Source organism: Embleya sp. NPDC025285 (genome assembly GCF_055558835.1).
On sequence record NZ_JBVHLU010000045.1, the window covers coordinates 19,096 to 35,776 of the forward strand.

The 16,681-nt window shown below is 72.3% G+C and carries 16 protein-coding genes; 8 read left to right on the forward strand and 8 right to left on the reverse strand.

The window, feature by feature from the left end:
• Positions 1 to 130: 130 nt before the first annotated feature.
• Positions 131 to 466, reverse strand: a complete 336-nt coding sequence (locus tag ACZ4FV_RS27515) for an SCO0607 family lipoprotein (protein WP_395865158.1) — start codon at positions 464 to 466, stop codon at positions 131 to 133.
• Positions 467 to 896: 430 nt separating this feature from the next.
• On the opposite strand from ACZ4FV_RS27515, the gene ACZ4FV_RS27520 reads away from it, so the two are divergent.
• Positions 897 to 1,784 carry a D-hexose-6-phosphate mutarotase gene (locus tag ACZ4FV_RS27520; protein ID WP_402237067.1) on the forward strand — a complete coding sequence of 296 codons (888 nt, stop codon included), beginning with the start codon at positions 897 to 899 and terminating at the stop codon, positions 1,782 to 1,784.
• 54 nt (positions 1,785 to 1,838) lie between these two features.
• Here the strand turns inward: ACZ4FV_RS27520 and ACZ4FV_RS27525 are convergent, their stop codons facing one another.
• Positions 1,839 to 4,490: an RNA polymerase sigma factor gene (locus ACZ4FV_RS27525; protein WP_465323515.1), complete on the reverse strand. Its 2,652-nt coding sequence runs from the start codon at positions 4,488 to 4,490 to the stop codon at positions 1,839 to 1,841.
• A gap of 557 nt (positions 4,491 to 5,047) precedes the next feature.
• Here ACZ4FV_RS27525 and ACZ4FV_RS27530 point away from each other — a divergent pair.
• Entirely contained in the window at positions 5,048 to 5,542 is a 495-nt protein-coding gene (locus tag ACZ4FV_RS27530; protein WP_395865164.1) for a DUF3592 domain-containing protein, read from the forward strand.
• A gap of 296 nt (positions 5,543 to 5,838) precedes the next feature.
• Here the strand turns inward: ACZ4FV_RS27530 and ACZ4FV_RS27535 are convergent, their stop codons facing one another.
• Positions 5,839 to 6,456, reverse strand: a complete 618-nt coding sequence (locus ACZ4FV_RS27535) for a GNAT family N-acetyltransferase (protein WP_402237061.1) — start codon at positions 6,454 to 6,456, stop codon at positions 5,839 to 5,841.
• Between ACZ4FV_RS27535 and ACZ4FV_RS27540 the strand changes: the two genes are divergently transcribed.
• The 3 genes from ACZ4FV_RS27540 to ACZ4FV_RS27550 all read left to right on the forward strand — a co-directional run bounded on the left by ACZ4FV_RS27540 (position 6,446) and on the right by ACZ4FV_RS27550 (position 7,838).
• On the forward strand, positions 6,446 to 7,078 hold the full coding sequence (locus ACZ4FV_RS27540) for a helix-turn-helix domain-containing protein (RefSeq protein WP_402237058.1): 633 nt from the start codon (positions 6,446 to 6,448) through the stop codon (positions 7,076 to 7,078). The genes ACZ4FV_RS27535 and ACZ4FV_RS27540 overlap by 11 nt on opposite strands.
• Before the next feature lie 83 nt (positions 7,079 to 7,161).
• Complete coding sequence (locus ACZ4FV_RS27545) at positions 7,162 to 7,425, forward strand: hypothetical protein (protein ID WP_402237056.1); 264 nt, start codon at positions 7,162 to 7,164, stop codon at positions 7,423 to 7,425.
• A gap of 179 nt (positions 7,426 to 7,604) precedes the next feature.
• Positions 7,605 to 7,838, forward strand: coding sequence for a hypothetical protein (locus ACZ4FV_RS27550; protein ID WP_395865171.1), 234 nt, complete (start codon positions 7,605 to 7,607; stop codon positions 7,836 to 7,838).
• A gap of 61 nt (positions 7,839 to 7,899) precedes the next feature.
• On the opposite strand, the gene ACZ4FV_RS27555 is transcribed toward ACZ4FV_RS27550, so the two are convergent.
• Both ACZ4FV_RS27555 and ACZ4FV_RS27560 read right to left on the reverse strand, forming a co-directional pair.
• Complete coding sequence (locus tag ACZ4FV_RS27555; protein WP_402237053.1) at positions 7,900 to 8,487, reverse strand: YdeI/OmpD-associated family protein; 588 nt, start codon at positions 8,485 to 8,487, stop codon at positions 7,900 to 7,902.
• A 179-nt stretch (positions 8,488 to 8,666) separates the two neighbouring features.
• Positions 8,667 to 9,497, reverse strand: a complete 831-nt coding sequence (locus ACZ4FV_RS27560; protein WP_395865175.1) for a class I SAM-dependent methyltransferase — start codon at positions 9,495 to 9,497, stop codon at positions 8,667 to 8,669.
• Positions 9,498 to 9,694: 197 nt separating this feature from the next.
• Here ACZ4FV_RS27560 and ACZ4FV_RS27565 point away from each other — a divergent pair, with 197 nt between their 5' ends.
• The 3 genes from ACZ4FV_RS27565 to ACZ4FV_RS27575 all read left to right on the forward strand — a co-directional run bounded on the left by ACZ4FV_RS27565 (position 9,695) and on the right by ACZ4FV_RS27575 (position 12,248).
• Positions 9,695 to 10,294, forward strand: a complete 600-nt coding sequence (locus ACZ4FV_RS27565; RefSeq protein WP_465323516.1) for a TetR/AcrR family transcriptional regulator — start codon at positions 9,695 to 9,697, stop codon at positions 10,292 to 10,294.
• A gap of 145 nt (positions 10,295 to 10,439) precedes the next feature.
• The gene (locus ACZ4FV_RS27570; RefSeq protein ID WP_395865180.1) at positions 10,440 to 11,033 is read left to right on the forward strand and encodes a hypothetical protein; all 594 of its coding nucleotides are present in this window, start codon (positions 10,440 to 10,442) and stop codon (positions 11,031 to 11,033) included.
• Between the two features lie 480 nt (positions 11,034 to 11,513).
• Positions 11,514 to 12,248 carry an ABC transporter permease subunit gene (locus tag ACZ4FV_RS27575; protein WP_465323517.1) on the forward strand — a complete coding sequence of 245 codons (735 nt, stop codon included), beginning with the start codon at positions 11,514 to 11,516 and terminating at the stop codon, positions 12,246 to 12,248.
• A gap of 131 nt (positions 12,249 to 12,379) precedes the next feature.
• Here ACZ4FV_RS27575 and ACZ4FV_RS27580 read toward each other — a convergent pair whose 3' ends face one another.
• The 3 genes from ACZ4FV_RS27580 to ACZ4FV_RS27590 form a co-directional block, all read right to left on the reverse strand.
• Positions 12,380 to 14,563, reverse strand: coding sequence for an MMPL family transporter (locus ACZ4FV_RS27580; RefSeq protein ID WP_465323518.1), 2,184 nt, complete (start codon positions 14,561 to 14,563; stop codon positions 12,380 to 12,382).
• Positions 14,564 to 14,797: 234 nt separating this feature from the next.
• Positions 14,798 to 15,463 (reverse strand): response regulator, encoded by a 666-nt coding sequence (locus ACZ4FV_RS27585; RefSeq protein WP_395865186.1) that lies wholly within the window; start codon positions 15,461 to 15,463, stop codon positions 14,798 to 14,800.
• Positions 15,460 to 16,680, reverse strand: coding sequence for a sensor histidine kinase (locus ACZ4FV_RS27590; protein ID WP_465323519.1), 1,221 nt, complete (start codon positions 16,678 to 16,680; stop codon positions 15,460 to 15,462). The genes ACZ4FV_RS27585 and ACZ4FV_RS27590 overlap by 4 nt, the downstream gene beginning before the upstream one ends.
• Between the last annotated feature and the right edge of the window lies 1 nt (position 16,681).

Genomic DNA, 16,681 nt, shown 5'->3' on the forward strand with positions numbered 1-16,681 from the left:
AGCGCTCACCGCGTCCGCGCGGGGCAACCGCCGGGAAAACACCGGGGGCACAAGCCGCTCGACCGGTCACCGCTCCGCGCGACCTCGACCCCGCAACGACGCGCCCACGCCGGAACGGCGCCGACGCGGGTCAGCCCGCGACGATATTGCCGTCGGCGTCGAAGACGGTCGTGGACCAGTGCTTGTCCCACTTGTCGTCGAGATATCGGGGCACCTTGCCCTCGGGGTAACGGACCCAGCCCGGCTCCGGCTCACGACCGTTGGGCACGCAGGTTCGGCCGGTGCTGTTGCCGACCGCCTTCACCGGATACTCGCCCGACCTACAGATGCGCTCCCGCGTCGAGCACGCGGCCGACAGGAGGCACGCGACCACCGCCACCGCGACGACTCCGACCGCGACCGCCGCACCACGAAAGCCGCGCCCCTCGACGGTGGTGCTCCCCGCCCCTCGACGTTTCGTCCACACGCTCCGCCGTCCCCCTTCTTCCCTCGTCCGATGGTCATCTGCCCGCAGAACGCCGACTCGCACATGTCGCGAACCACGAACCCCGCTCGTCACGTCACTCGTTGCCGCGTCCACCGGCGACCGGTAGCGGTCCTCCATGCCGAGGAGTCCAGCACACGGTCGCTGCTCGCGCAGCCCGGCGGGAGATGGAGCGTGGACGTGGGGCGGCCTGTGGCGGGCTGCCACGAGAAGCGTGCCGCGCGAGATGAAGCGCGGGCGTGCGGCGGCCTGTGGTCGGCTGCCACGAAAATCGTGCCCCGTCCCGGCTCGCGCGGCCGGCGGCGCGGTGAACCCGCGGATGTCGTGGGTGATTCCGTCGCGCGTACGCGGTTGTGGCATCGTGGCGGGTTCAGTGCGCGACGGCGCCCCGACGAACGCGAGAGGCCTTGACGTGCCCGAAGACGTATTCGCCCTTCCCGTCGTCCGGCGGCTGGACGCCCACATCACGCTGCGTCGGGTCGGTGCGCTACCGGTGGTCGTGGTGACCCACCCGCGGGTACGCGCCGCGGTCACCCTCCAGGGCGCCCAACTCCTGTCCTGGCAGCCGACGGGCGAGGAACCGGTGTTGTGGCTGAGCGAGGCCACCGAGTTCGCGGAGGGGCGTGCCGTGCGCGGCGGGGTGCCGATCTGCTGGCCGTGGTTCGGCCCGGCCGGTCGGCCGAACCACGGCTTCGCCCGGGTGCTGCCGTGGACGCTGCTCGACGCGCGCGAGGACGACGACACGGTGCGGCTGAGCCTGGTGCTGCGCGCGAGCGAGCAGTCGCGGGCGTACTGGCCGCACGAGTTCGAGGTGTTCGCCCGGTTCACGCTGGGTCGCGAGTGCCGGATCGAACTGGAGGCCCGGGGCGACTTCGAGAGCACCGCCGCACTGCACACCTACCTGCGGGTCGGCGAGCTCGACGAGGCGCGGGTCACCGGCGTGGACGGCCCGTACGTCGACAAGGTCCCCGACCCGCCGGTGGACTCGAACCCGGCTCCGGAACCGGACGGGATCGCCTTCCACGAACGCGTCGACCGCGTCTACACCCGACCCGGCGACGTGAGCCTGGTCCAGGACCCGGCGGGCAAGCGCGTCGTCGAGGTGCGCCACGACGGACACAGCGACGTGGTCGTGTGGAACCCCGGCGCCGACCTCGCGCGCTCCATGGCCGACGTACCCGACGACGGCCATCGGGAGTTCGTCTGCGTGGAGACCGCCCGCGTCTCCCGGCCCCTGGTGAGCGATCCGGCGGCACCCACACTGCTGAGCTGCACCCTGCGCGTCGTGCCCGACGCGTAGCGGCTCCGCGCGGTCGGGCGTGGCGATCTTGTCCGGGCGAACGGGATCGCCACACTACGGGTAGTGCGGCGACGCGGTCGTGTAGGCGAGCTGGAATCCGTTGTCGGCCGGTGCGCCGGTCGGGGTGTAGCAGGCCAGGTACATGAGGACGTCGTCCTTGGCGCCGTAGTCGTTGCGCAGCACCGTAGTGCAGTACCCGCCGCCGGTGGCCGTCAGGTGGGCGTAGCTGGTCAGGTAGCCGACCGACAGGCGCAGCGTGTAGCGGCCGGTCGCGGTGCGCGTCACGGTCGCCGAACCCGGCCGGGACATCCACGACCGGGTGATCGTCGGCGCGCCGGCGCCGGGTGCGTCGGCGACGGTCAGTTGCACCGCGTGCGGGACCCGACCGTCGTCGAGCATGCTCTGTCGGCCGGTGTGGCTCAGGACGAAGGCGGTGTCGGCCGGCGCGCCGGTGTGCGTGGTGCAGGCCACCGACGCGGTGCCGGCGGACAGGCCGGCGACCGCGCAGTGCCGGGGCGCCGTCCCGATCGGCGAGACCTGCACGGACTCCGTGTCCGCCGCGACCGCCACCGCGTAGCGCCCGGTGCCGGTACGGGCCACCGGGCCGGTGTTCTGCCGGGACGCCGCGGCGGGGAGTTGGCGCGCGGCGGTCGGGTCGCCGGCGTGCACGTAGCCGCGCGAACCCGTCTGGCCGTACGGGCCGTTGCGGTCGCCGGCGAGGAACAGGCCGGTGAACGGGACGTCGGCGGGATTGCCGGCGCGGTTGAAGCAGGCGACCTCGATCCTCTCGTCGGTACCGTCCGGCCACCATCGGACGGGCTGGCAGGACACGCCGTTCGCGGCGTAGTCGGACACCCCGACCTGGGCGATGCCGCCGGGCGCGCCGCTGTCCGGGAGGATCACCACATGCCGGCCGACGTCGGTGTGCGTGACCCGTACCGTCTTGACGACGGGCGGGTTGCCGAGCCGCCACGCGCCGTAGGTCCAGTTCGGCTCGTGGCTGTCCGGGCGTTGCGGGGACGGCGACAGTTCGCGCGTGCTGCCGATCGGATCGTCGGCGTAGCGAACCTGCCAAAAGCCCCAGGCCGCCGGAACCGGACCGCTGCTCGCGCCGTCGCCACCGCCGCCCGGTGTGCTGCCGCCGGTGCCGGCTCGGCCGCCCGTCCCCGGCGTGTTGCCCGCACGGCCTTGGTCGGGGCCGGGGCCGGAACCGGCTTCGCCGGGAACCGCGCCCGGCCGACCGGCGCCGGTGTCCGCATCGCCGGGGGGCGTCGCGCCACCGGGCGCTGAGGTGTCGCCGGGAAGCGGTGGCGCGGAGGCATCCGTCGGGGCGGGACTCGCTGGTGGAATGCCGTCCGCCGCCGGGCTCGCCGCCGGATCCGGACCCGCTCCGCCGGGGGTCGCCGAAGAGCCGGGGGACGGCCGGGCGGACCGCGTGTGCGCGGCGTCGGGCGCGACGGCCAACAACGTCAGGGCGGCCGCCGCGACCAGGGCGACGACCGTGCCGCCGACGCGGACCGCCATGGGGTTGTCGGTGGCGAGCCGGGAGGCGGTGCTCACCGCCGGGGCGACGCCGGGAACACGCAACAACTGCTGCAGGACCGCGTCGCGTACGGCGCGCGTGCCGGTGACCAGCGGCCGGGCGACGGCCTCCAGGGCCGGGCGTACGATCCGCCCGATCTCACCGAACCGGCCCGGATCGGCCGGTGCGGGCGCCGCGGCGGCGGCGGAAGCGACCACCTCGGGGGTCACGCCGGGTGCCATCGATGCGGCCTCGGCAGTGGCCGTCTCGGCAGTGGTCGCGGGCGCGGCTTCGGCCGCGGCGGGACGACCCGTCCACCAGGCCACCGCCGCACGGCGCCGCTCGTCCTCGTCCGTGCCCTGTCGGGCCGCCGCCAACGCCAGGCCCGGGCCGAGCACCCAGGTGCGTTGCAGGACGGCGTCCCTGGCCACGGCGGAGCAGCGCCCACACGTCTTCGCGTGCGTCCCGAGCGCGCGATACTCCGCGCGGGTCGGAACCAGCGCGGATCCGGCCTCCTCGGCAACGAACAACCGTGCGAGCCCCGGCACTTGGGCGGCCTCGGAGCAGGAGCGCACCGAGCGCGCCGCCGCCAACAACCCCACCCGCTCGCGCACCTTCTTCAGGCCGCGGCTGAGTTCGCGGTCGACTTTGACGCGTGGCCACCCCAGATGGGCGGCGAGCTCGGCGCCCCTGACCAACCGCATCTCGGCGAGCGTGTGGTCCAAGTGTGCGCTCACCACCGCGCGTTGGGTCTTCGACAACGCGTCGGTGGCGGTGTAGAGCGCGGCGAACGCCTGGGTCTTGCCGTACGCGTGGCCGAGATCGGTGCCGACCGTGACCGCCCCCGAGGCGACCGCGTTCTGCACGTCCGGCGCGGCATCCTCCTCGACGGGCCGGCCGGCGGCACGCCGCCGCGCCGTCAACTCCGCCTTCCACAGGTTTCTGGCGATGCCCCACAACCACCGGTCGACGCCCCGCTGCGGCTTCAGGTCGCGGGCGATGCCGTCGAGCGCGCGGACGAACACCTCGCTGACGAAGTCGTCGGCCTCGGCCGCCGAGGGCAGATTCGCCCGGAACCAGCGGACCAACACGTCCCGGTGACGCTTGTACAACGCGATCCGGGCGGCCTCGTCACCGTCCCGCAACCGCTGCCACGTGTCGTCCGCACCTGGATCCGAACCCACTTCCGTGTCCGCATCCGCATCCGCGCCTGGGTCCCCATCGGAACCCGGGTCCAACTCCGAATCCCCGCCCGAATCCACGTCCGACCCCGGGCTCGGATCCGGTTTCGGACCCGAGCCCGAGACCGAACTCCCGGCCGAACCAGGCTCAGTGCCCGGCGACTCGGTGTGCTCGGCCGGCGGCACGGCCGGTTCGTCGGGGACCTGGGGAAGCTCCGACGGCCGCCGATCCGACGGCAGGTCTCCGGGCAGGTCCGGTCGGGTCTGTGTCATGGCACCCTCCGCTATGGCAACGCGGCTCTGTCACCCGGAACGTGGCCCGAGGGGCGCGGATCTCTCCACTTTCGCGCGACCGATTATCCGGCAACGGAAGAGCGTTGGTCCGGGAAATCGCGCATCACAGCGCAGCACACGCAATCGGCGCTCGAAAAATGGAGAGATCTCGCCGCCCCCGACCACATCCCCGGTGAGCGGCCACACCCGGTGGTCGCACACCGGCCCGCACCGACACAGATCGGTGTGTACTGGTGTACATCGGTAGACACCGAAGGACACCCGTCATGCGCGAGCACCCGCACTACTTCCTCGCGGCGAGGCAACTCGTCCTGTTCGTCGGCCCGTTCGTCATCATCCTGATCGCCCTGCGGGTCCGCTACCTGCGCAGGTCGGGCATCCGTACGACCGGCACCGCCGTATCCACCCGGCTCGAGCGCCGCACCCGGGCAAGCTCCGACCCCGACCGCACCGGCCACGACGTCCACTACGTGTACGTGACCACCGTCGCCTACACCGACCACAACGGCGTTCCGCACCGCTGTACGGTCGAGGGCCGGCACCGCCACGGCTCGCCGGTTCCGCTGATCCACCCTCCCCGCAGGCCGCACCGTGCCCAAGCCGCGTCCGCCGCCTCCTACGGTCGAGTCGTCGTCGCGATCGTGACCTACGCGATCCTGCTAGCCGGTCTCAGCTACGTCGCAGGCCAAGTCAACGACCAAATCGACGACTTCTGCGCACCTCTCACCCCTGAGGCCCGCTCGTTCCACGAGTGCCCCTGAAGGCTTCCCGGACGTCGTCTTCGCTGTTGCACACGCATCAGCGGCACGCCGTCGCCCGACGCGTCGAGGATGGGTCCGTAGCCGGCTTCGCAGGCGGTGGGTTCGACGCGGGCGCTCGCTCCTCGGCGGCTTCCCGGCCGACCACTGGGGCTGCGTACCGGCCCGGTGGTGACGGCCGCCCGCCCGACCCTGTCCTCGCCGTGCATGGTGCCGCCCCCGCTCGCCCGCCTGGGAAAAAGTCCCTTCCCGCCTTTCCCGCGGAGCCTGATCGACCGGGGCGGCACCACCTCGGCGGCTCAGGTCAGTGGCAGGCGCATGATCGTCAGGTCGAGCCACCGGCCGAACTTGGTGCCGACCTCGCGCACCGTGCCCACGTGGTAAAAGCCGAACCGTTCGTGCAGCCGGATCGACGCGGCGTTGCCGGCCTCGATGTCCGCGATCATCACGTGATGGCCGGCGCAACCTGCCGAGCGGACGAGGGTGGTCATCAGCGCGGAACCGATGCCGCGCCCGTGCCGACCTTCGCGGACGTAAACCGAGTTCTCCACCGTATGGCGATACCCGTCCAGTCCTCGCCACGGACCGTAGACCGCGAAGCCCGCGACCTCCCCCTCGTCCTCGGCCACGAACGCCGAGCCGCGATCCAGGTGCGCGTCCAGCCACGCGACCCCCTCGGCGCGGGACTGCTGCGTCTCGGTCCACAGCGCCGTCGAATGCTCGATCGCGTGGTTGCGAATGGCGAGCACGGCGTCCACGTCGCCGGAGTGAGCCGGGCGGATGAGCGATCCGACGCCCTCTCTACCCGCCGTCGGTGCCGCGACGCGGTTCTCCCGGCTCGCCGTCGGTGATCCCGGGATCTCGGGGTGGGTCCTCGCCGACTCGGATTTCTCGTATATTGGATTCATGTCCAACATAGTAGATCCTCTGGTGGGGCAGATCGCAGCCCGCGTCCGCACCGAACGGGAAAGGCGCCACTGGACGCTCGCGCAACTCGCCGACGCCTCCGGCGTCTCTCGCGCCATGATCAACCGGATCGAACGCGGCGAGAGCAACCCGACCGCCGTCATCCTCGGCAGGCTGTCCGCCGCCTTCCGACTCAGCGTCTCCTCCCTGCTCGCTCTCGCCGAAGGCACTGCCGGAGAGGGCGAGCAGGAAGGAGACAACGGCGTGCCCGGGAACGACGAAGGCCGGGAGGATGCCGGTCGCGTGCGGCGCCTGGCCGACGCCACGCAGTGGCGCGATCCCGCCACCGGGTATCGCCGCCGACAGATCACCCGGCCACACTTCCCCGCGGAGATCGCCGAGATCCGCCTCCCCGCCGGCGCCCGGGTGCCCTATCCGGCCGCGGCCTTCGCCTTCATCCGCCAGGTCGTCTGGGTGCTCGACGGCCGACTGACCTTCCATGAGGGCGATACGGTCCACGAACTCGACGCGGGCGACACGCTCGAACTGGGTGAGCCCACCCCGTGCGTCTTCGCCAACACCGGCACCACCGAGTGCCGCTACGCCGTCATCCTCACCCGGAGCGAGGGCTGACCGCGCCCCCGCGCCCCCACACCCCGGGTGGCGCGTTCGCTTCCGGGCCGGCGCACGGGAGTCGCCCGACCGACACTCGACACATGGACATCCTGCGGACGCGTGGTTCGGTGTCGCTGCCGGGCCGAGGCGAGATCGAGGTCATCCTCGACCTGTACGACCCACCGCTCACCGACGACGTGCTCCCGCGCGGGTGGACCGCGACCATCGCCGAGGGTCCGCAGCTCACCGTCGGCGAGCGCGGCCTGCTGTACCTCGACGCCCAACGCGCGGCCATCGCCAACCCGTTCGTCGTGGTCACGAGCACCGCCGGGATCAGCCGGATCCGGGGAGTCACGGACGTGTGACGGCTCCCGTCGACTCCTCGGGTCGTGAACCCTTTCGCCCGCACCACCGACTTACCCGGCACACAGTCGGCAAGGAGGTGTGGTGGCCGGGGACAAGCACAGCGAACCGCCGGTGGTGCGATGCCGACTCGGGGAGCGAGAGGCATTCACCGAACTGGTGGATACATGGCACGCCCGCGGTGCCGATATCCGCGAGGCACGCTCGAATCGGCGCCGGTCGCGGACGAATCGCCCTCGCCGCGACCACCGCCCTCGGCACCGCGGTCGCCGCCGCGCGCGGCACCACGACCGCGACCACCACGACAGCGCTGACGGGCGCCACCCCGGTCGTCACGTCGGCGCTGCGGCCGGCCCGAGCGCGAGGCCGACGGCTCCTGCGGCTGCGCGACGAACTGCGCGCGGCGAGCACGTAGCCGGTCACCTCGGCGATATGGCGCGCCCGAGCACGTGCGGAATGCGGGGCGCGGGCGTCCGTCAGCCGGCGGCGTCGGTCGTCGCGAGTTCGGTGATCGCCTTGTGCAGCCGACTCTCGCGGGTCGCGGCGGTGCGCGCGGTGATCAGCTTAAGGATCACCGCGTACCGCTGCGTCCGGCCGAGTTCCTCGAACGCCCGAGCGGCCCGCGGGTTCTCCGCCAGGGCGGCGGCCAGATCGGGCGGGACCACGGCGTCGCGCTGCGACTCGTACGCCGCCTCCCACCGCCCGTCGGCCTTCGCCGCCTCGACCTCGGCCAGCCCGGCGGGCCGCATCCGCCCGGCCGCGCTCAGTTCCTCGACCTTGGCCACATTGACCTGCGACCACCGGCTGCGCGGGCGGCGCGGTACATACTTCTGCAGGTAGTAGTCGTCGTCGTACGACTTGCGCTGTCCCGAGATCCAGCCGTAGCAAAGGCCGACGTCGACCGCCTCGTCACTGGTCAGCGACGCGATGCCGGAACCCTTCTTCGCCATCTTCAGCCACACCCCGACCGCCAGTTCGACGTGCGTGTCCAACCAGGTCTCGAACTCCGCGACATCACGGAACACGATCACCTCGGCTTCCTCGAAAGCGGGTTCCCTGGACACACGCGGCTCCTCGGTCCGGGGAGGATCGCCCAGTGCGCTCCCCCGAGACGGCCCAAGATAGCGAGGCGGCGGCATCCGTACGTGCCGCCCGACACGCGATTTCGCCCGGCGCGGCGACGGCGAGCCCCGGCGCGACGAAGGCGAGCACCCGGCCCGGCGCCCGCGACCGGGTCGCCCGGTCAGCGGACCTCGGTGCGCGACGCGCTCACCGCCACCGCGGTGTAGCGCATCGTGAAGCCGCCTCCCGACGCGTCGACGACGGCTCCGACAGCCGCCGACAACGCTGCCGTCTCGGCCGCCGGGAGTCGGGTGTGGTCGCCGGTGGTGGGCAGTTGGTCCAGCCACTCGTCCCGGGTGTAGTGCCGTTCCCAGTCGAAGTGCCACCGCTCCGGCTCGTCGAACCCGCCCGCGGCGCGTATCCCGTCCTCGGCCCCGGCGCACAGCGCCGCGTGTCCGACCGAGCCGCTCGCCCATCGCCGTGCCGCGAGCGAGTCGGGCAACATCCGCCGGTAGACCTCGGCGAAGGCTTCCGCGATCTCGGAGGGCGGTAGCTCCACGTTCCAGAACAGGGCGAGCCGCCCGCCGGGCCGCAACGCCTCGGCCGCCTTCACCGCCCCCGCGACCGGGTCCACCCAGTGCCAGGTCTGCGCGGCGACGACCGCGTCGAACGCTCGGCCGGCCGGGTCCCACTCCTCGAACGCGGCCACCTCGACGTCGAGTCCACGCCCGCGCGCCCACGCGGCCATACGCGCGTCGACCTCGACACCGAGCACATCGCAGCCGGCCGCCCGGAACTGCCGGGCCGCGATGCCGGTACCGATGCCGACATCGAGAACGGCGGGCCCGGGCGCGGCGGCCACGATCCGCGCCACGAGGGCGTCCGGGTAGCGGGGCCGGGCCCGGTCGTAGCGTTCGGGATCCATGCCGAACGACTCGGCCATTCGGCGGTGCAGGTGGGGCGGGGCTTCGGAACCGGGTACGCGCTCGGGCCCCGGCGGCATAGTGGGCATGCGCCCACTATGAATGGGCAGATGCCCACTCGTCAACGAGGGCCACCCGCACGCGCGAGAATCGACGGAATCGACACGGCACGACGAGACGACGTGAAGAGACGGCACGATGGGACGGCGCGAAAGCCCGCGCGAGGGGATCGCGCGATCGGACCGCGACGGCACGAAGAGACGGCGACAGAAAGAGGCGATGCACGGTGCCCACCGGAACGGCCATCCGCGACGCGCGCGAGCAGTTGTTCGACGCAGCCGAGCGCGTCCTGCTCCGCGCCGGCCCCAGCGCGCTGACCAGCCGGGCGGTCACCACCGAGGCGGGCTGCGCCAAGGGCGTACTGCACCGGCACTTCACCGACTTCGACGCCTTCCTGGCCGACCTCGTACTGGACCGCATCGCCCGCATCGACCGCCGAGCCGACGTCCTACGCGAGGAGGCCGGCACCGGGACCGTCGCCGACAACGTCACCGGCGCGCTGACCGGCCTGTTCGAATCGGTGGCCGTCGCGATCGTCGGCCTCGTCACCTCCCGCGACGACCTGCGCACCCGCCTCCGCCGCAGCACGCCGACCGGCATCCCGGTCCTGACGGAGGCCACCGCCATGCTCGCCTCCTACCTCACCGCCGAACGCGACCTCGGCCGCATCGCCGCCGACGCCGACATCGACACGCTCGCCCCCACCCTGATCGGCACCGGCCACATGCTCTTCGCCGACCGGAACGGCACCCCACCGACACCCGAAGCCGTCCACAAAATCGTCGCCACGCTCCTCGCCCCCACCCTCCGGGAACCCCGGGCCTGAGCCGTCCGCCCCGCATCCGGGCCCGTATCGTCGGTATTCGGGGATCGACCCGGTGTGTCGTCCGTGCCGCGTGGGCACCACACCGGCAGCACACCGGCGTCGGCGGGGCCATGCGCCGGCCGGGATCCAGGACACGGAGTTGCCGTTGTTGTTCACACACGACGTACTGGTCAAGATCGCGTCCGGCGACGTCGACCTCGCCTTCCGTCGCTGGCGCACGCCCGCCGTCCGCCTCGGCAGCACACTGCGCACGGAGGTCGGCGTGCTGGAGGTGGACGAGGTCGCGGCCGTATCGGAGGCGAGTGTGACCGACCGGGACGCACAACGGGCCGGCTACGCCACCAGAGCGGAAGTGCTTGCCCATCAGCGCCCCGGCGAAGACCGGCAGTTGTACCGGATCGGCCTGCGCTTCGTCGGCGCCGACCCACGGGTGAGCCTGCGCTCGGACACCGACCTGTCGGCGAAGGAGCTCGACGAGATCGTCGCGGGACTGCGCCGCCTGGACGCACGAAGCGGTCACGGGCCGTGGACCACCGCGATGTTGGAACTGATCGACGCGAATCCCGCGGTGCGCGCCGCCGACCTGGCCGCCGGCGTCGACCGGGAGAAGCTCCCCTTCAAGGTGGATGTCCGCAAACTCAAGGAACGCGGCCTCACCGAAAGCCTGGACGTCGGCTACCGGCTCTCCCCACGCGGCCGCCTGGTCCTCGATCACATCCACCGAAGCAACCCGACCTGACCCGAGAAACGCCCGGCCGACCACTCGGACAACACCGCGGAAACACCACCGCCCACGAGACCGAGGCGCACGAAACACCGCCGGCGCGCCGCTTGCCGCGTCCACCACCGGGACGAAGGGCCGAAAGCCGTCCACCGGTGGGAAGCCGGCCGCCTCGGCGCGGGCACGACCGGCAACCGGACTCCTCACGTGGACGCCCCCGCGCTCCGAGCCGCACGCGTGATGCCCGTCGGCGACGCCCGGGGCCTGCGAGAGGAGGCCGGCGATCCCGAGCGAGAGACCGAACCGGGCCGCCGGAGCGCGCATATCGCAGCCCTCGACCCGTCACCGGTGACCCGCCGCCGCGGGTGACAGGCGCACCGCGTCCGCGCCACGGCCCGCTTGCGGCATCCCATTTCCCACGGAACCCATTCGCCCCCGGATCCGTCCCAACCGTGCTGCTCCGCCCGTCCGTTCCTCTCCCCCGGCCAAGGAGCGTTCATGACCATCCCGGGCACTCGCGTCCACCGAGCCGACGGTGTCGGCACCAGCATCGGCGTCGACGTGCCACCGGTCGATCCGTGCGCGCCGGATGACGACCCGCCCACGCATGGCGTGCGCCGTCTGTTGGGTCGCCTCGTGGGGGTCGTCATCGTGTTGGGCGTCCTGGTCGTGGGCACGTTCACGATCGTGCGGTTGATACCGGGGGACCCGGCCGCTGTCGTCGCCGGCCGGAACGCGGATTCCGCGCGAACCCAACAGGTGCGGCACGAACTGGGGTTGGACAGGTCGCGGGTCGCACAGTTCGGCGACTACGTGTCCGGGCTGCCGTCCGGCGATCTGGGCACCTCGTTCCGCAGCGGCGAGCCGGTGACCGACGTGCTCGCGCAACGGCTGCCGCGTGCCGTCGAGTCGGCGCTGTCCGTGGTGTCGGTACTGCCCTTCGTCGCCGTCCCGCTCGGGATCGCGGTGGCGGTCAGCCGCCGGGGTGGGCACCGACGCGGCCTGGACCGCGCCTTCACCGCCACCATCGCGTTGTCGGGCGGTGCGGTGATCGCGGAGAGCGTATTCGCGTGGCCCGGGCTCGGCTCGTGCCTGGTCGAGGCGATCCTCGACCGCGACTATCCGGTGGTCCAGGGCGCGGTGTTGGCCCTCGGCCTCCTGGCCTGCCTGGTCGCCCTCGTGATCGAGCTGCTCCTACTGCTCGCGTCGACGGCCCCGCGCACACCCACCTGAAGGCGTGCCCGAGGCTGCTCACTCGCGGCCGACCGCGTACCGCACGTCGAACGCGCGAGGGCGGTGGCGATGAAGGACGTGAGTCCTTCGCCGCCACCGCCGGCCGACCGGTGTGCTCGACGCCTCGCGGGTCAGTCGTGCTCGAGAGCGATCCGCGGCAGTGCGCGCTCCAGCGGGCGCGGGAGCCACCAGGCCCGGGCACCGAACAGACGCATCACCGCGGGCACGATCAGGCAGCGGATCACCAGCGCGTCGAGCAGGATCGCGACCGCCAGGCCGAGGCCGAACTGCTGCAACATGCGGTCCTCGCTCAGTACGAAGGCGCCGAAGACCACGATCATGATGGCCGCCGCCGCGGTGATCACCTTGCCGGTGGTCGCCAGACCCTCGCGGACCGCGTGCCCGGCGTCCCGAGTGCGCTGCCACTCCTCGTGGACACGGGCGAGCAGGAAGACCTCGTAGTCCATCGAGAGCCCGAACACGATCGCGAAGATCATCACCGGGATGAACGCCTCGATCGGGCCCTCCTGCACACCGAACATGCCGTGTTGGAACACCAGCGTGATCACGCCCATCGCGGCACCGATGCTGAGCAGGTTGAGCAGCGCGGCCTTCAGCGGCACCAGGATCGACCGGAACACCAGCAGGAGCAGCACGAACGACAGACCCACCACGATCGCCACGAACAGCGGCAGTCGGTCGGCGACCTTGGCCGCGAAGTCCTCGACGGCGGCCGTACCGCCGCCGACCAGGACGGTGGCGCCGGTGCCGCGTTCCACGCCCGGCATGACGTCCTCGCGCAGGTGCTCGACCAGCCTGGTGGTCGCCTCGTCCTGGGGTGCGGACTTCGGGTAGGCGATCACCGTGGACACCCGCGGGTCACCGGACGGCAGGATCGGGCTCACCGCGGCGATCCCGGGAGTGCCTTCGAGCGTGCTCCTGGTCTGCTCCGCCGCGCCGGCGTCACCCTCGACGACCACGAACAGCGGCCCGTTGAAGCCGGGCCCGAACCCGTCCGCGAGCAGGTCGTACGCCTGCCGACTGGTCTTGGCCGCCGCGTCGTTGCCGGCGTCGGCGAAGCCGAGGCGCATGTCGACCGCGGGTGCGGCCAGGCCGACCAGCGCGACGACCGGGACGATCAGCGCGAGCCACGGACGGCGCTGTACCAGGGCGGCCCAGGAGCGCCAGCGGGTGCCCTCGACAACCTTGCTCTTGGCCGCGCGGCGCTCGACGTTGCGCCGGATGCGCTTGCCGAACAGGCCGAGCAACGCGGGCAGCAGGGTCAGCGACGCGAGCATGGTCATCAGTACGGTCAGCGCGACGGCGAGCGCCACGCCGCGCAGCGAGCCCAAGCCCAGCGTGACCAGGCCCAGCAGCGCGATGATCACCGTGCAGGCGGCGAAGAACACGGTGCGACCCGCGGTGTCCAGGGCGCGTCGGGTGGCCTGTTCGGCGTCCGCGCCACGCAGCAGTTCGGCGCGGTAGCGGGAGAAGATGAGCAGTGCGTAGTCCACCCCGACGCCCAGGCCCACCAGCATCATCACCGGCGGCGTGAAGTCGGCGATGTTGGCCAGGTGCGAGGCGAGCACGACCAGGCCGAGGGTGCTGCCCACCGCGAAGATGGCGGTCAGCAGCGGTACGGCGGCGGCCACGAGCGAACCGAACAGGAACACCAGGACGACCAGCGCGCCGAGCATGCCCGCGCCCTCGGCCGCACCGCCGCCGCCCTCCTGGGCGCCGCGGATCTGGTCACCGCCGAGTTCGACCCGCAGCGTCGCCTCGCGCGTCTCGGCGGCCTGCGCGGTATCGATGATCCTGGTCACCGCGTCCTTGGGCACGTCCGTGCCGACGCCGTCCAGGGTGACCGTGGCGTACGCGGTCAGTCCGTCCCGCGAGACGGCGTTCGCGTCGTCGTACGGACTGCGCACCTCGGCCACGTGTGGGAGGTCGCGTACCGCGCCGAGCATGCGCTCGACCCGTTCCCGGGTCGCGGGTACCGACACCGGCGCCTTGTCGTGCAGGACGATCTGTACGCTGTCGCCGGCTTGAGTTGCGCCGTGTTGCTTCAGCGTGTCGGCGGCCTGCTGCGACTCGGTGCCCGGGAGCGAGAAGTCGTTGTGGTAATCGCTGCCGATCGCCATCGCGATGCCGCTGACCGCGATCAGCACCGCGACCCATGCCAGCAGGGCCGCCTTGCGGCGCCGGTGCGCCCAGCCCGCGATGCGCTCGAACACGCTCGGGCGGTCGGTGCGTCGCCGGGCCGGCGGGCCGGGGTCGACGCCGGGCGGGGGGTAGGAAACCGGGGTCTCGGACATTGCTTCCTCGATCCGCAGGAGGGGCTTGGGGACGTGGTGTCTCTTGTCCACAAGCCTCTCGGCAGGACGGCCGCCGGGCGTCCTGCGCAGGCACGGTACGGCCGGACGCCCCCGGTGGGCCCGCCGCGCCGGCGGATACCCCCACGGTTGCGTCCGGTGTACACCCCCGGTTGCGGGTGGTCCCGGAGCCGCCCCCGACCGGCCCCGGCCATTCCCGCACCGGCCCAAATCCGGTCAGCCCAGCCAGCCGGGCGTCACCATCCCCGATTCGTAGGCCAGCACCACGAGTTGGGCCCGGTCGCGGACCGCGGCCTTGGTCATGATCCGACTCACGTGCGTCTTGGCCGTAGCGGGGCTCAGCACCAGCCGGGCCGCGATCTCGTCGTTGGACAACCCGGCCGCGACCAGGGCCATCACCTCGCGTTCTCGATCGGTCAACGCCCGGACCCGCGGGTCCGGTTCCGGCGGCGCGACCCGGCCGGCGAACTCGGCGATCAGCCGGCGGGTGATCGTCGGCGAGATCAGCGCGTCACCGCGCGCGACCACCCGTACGCCGTGGATCAGTTCGACCGGTTCGGTGTCCTTGACCAGGAAGCCGCTCGCGCCCGCGCGCAGCGCACCGTACACGTATTCGTCCAGGTCGAAGGTGGTCAGGATGACCACCCGCACCTCGGCGAGGAGTTCGTCGGCGATGATTCGTCGGGCCGCCTCCAGGCCGTCCAGTCGCGGCATCCGGATGTCCATCAACACGATGTCCGGCCGCAGTTCGCCCGCGAGCGCGACCGCCTCCGTGCCGTCGACGGCCTCGCCGACCACCGTGATGTCGTCCTCGTTGTCCAGGATCCAGCGCAGGCCGGCCCGGACCAGGGCCTGGTCGTCCGCGAGCAACACCCTGATCACGCGGCGCCCTCCCGGCGCAGCGGCAACGACGCGCTGACCCGGTACCCGCCACCCGGCCGCGCGCCGGCCTCGAACTCGCCGCCCAACGCCCGGGCCCGTTCACCCATGCCCGCGACCCCGCTCCCGCCGCCCGGTCCACCCGCCGCACCGTGGGCATCCTCCGGACGCACCGCGTCGCGGCCGTCCGGGGAACCCCCGGCCCGCCCGTCGTCGTCGATCCGCACTCGTACCCGCCTCTCCTCGAACTCGATCCGCACCACGGCCGACGCCGCCCCCGAGTGCCGGGTCACGTTCGTCAGCGCCTCCTGCACGATCCGATACGCGGCCAGATCCACTGCCGGCGGCAAGGGCCGTGAGTCGCCGGGTAGTTCCAGGCGCACCTCGATACCGGCCCGACCCATGTGCGCGATCAGCTCGTCGAGCGCGGCCAAGCCGGGCGCGGGCGCCGTCGGCGCCTCCTCGTCCACCTGCCGCAACACGCCGAGCGTCTCGCGCAGTTCGCGCAGCGCGTCGCGGCTGGTCCGCTTGATCGCGTCGAGCGCCTGCTCGGCCCGGTCCGGGGCACGCGCGAAACCGTGCAACGCGGCCCCGGACTGCACGTTGATCAGTGACAGGTGGTGGCCCAGCACGTCATGCAACTCCCGTGCGATTCGCAGCCGTTCCTCCACCGCACGGCGCCGGGCCTCCGCCTCCAGGGCGTGCTCCGCCTCCTCCGCGCGGCGATGCGCCTCGGCCAGGTACGCGTTGCGGTTGTGCAGCATCCCGCCGATCGCGATCACCGCGACGATCCAGCCGAACATCAGGAACAGCGCGGCGTCCGCGAGATGGTTCGCGCCGGCGCGGTGTTCGGAGACGCCGACGGCGGTCGCGAATCCGGCGCCGACGACCATGGTGATCACCAGGTGCCCGTGCGCCGCCGCGCTGTACAGGGCCACGGCGAAGGTCAGGAACAGCGGTCCGTCCGCCACCACGAACGGGTAGTACACCGCCGACGCCAGCAGGGTCAGCAGCAGCACTGTGATGGGGTGATCCCGGCGGGCGAACAACGCGGCACACGCGGCGAAGACCGGTACCAGGCCCAGCGTGTCCGTACCGTCCATCGGCACCATGTCCACGATCGTGAACGCCACCACGAGCACGCCGACGGCCGCCGTGCACACCATCCCCATGGCCGGACCGCGCGGCACCCACACCGATATGCGCGAAAGACTCCCCATG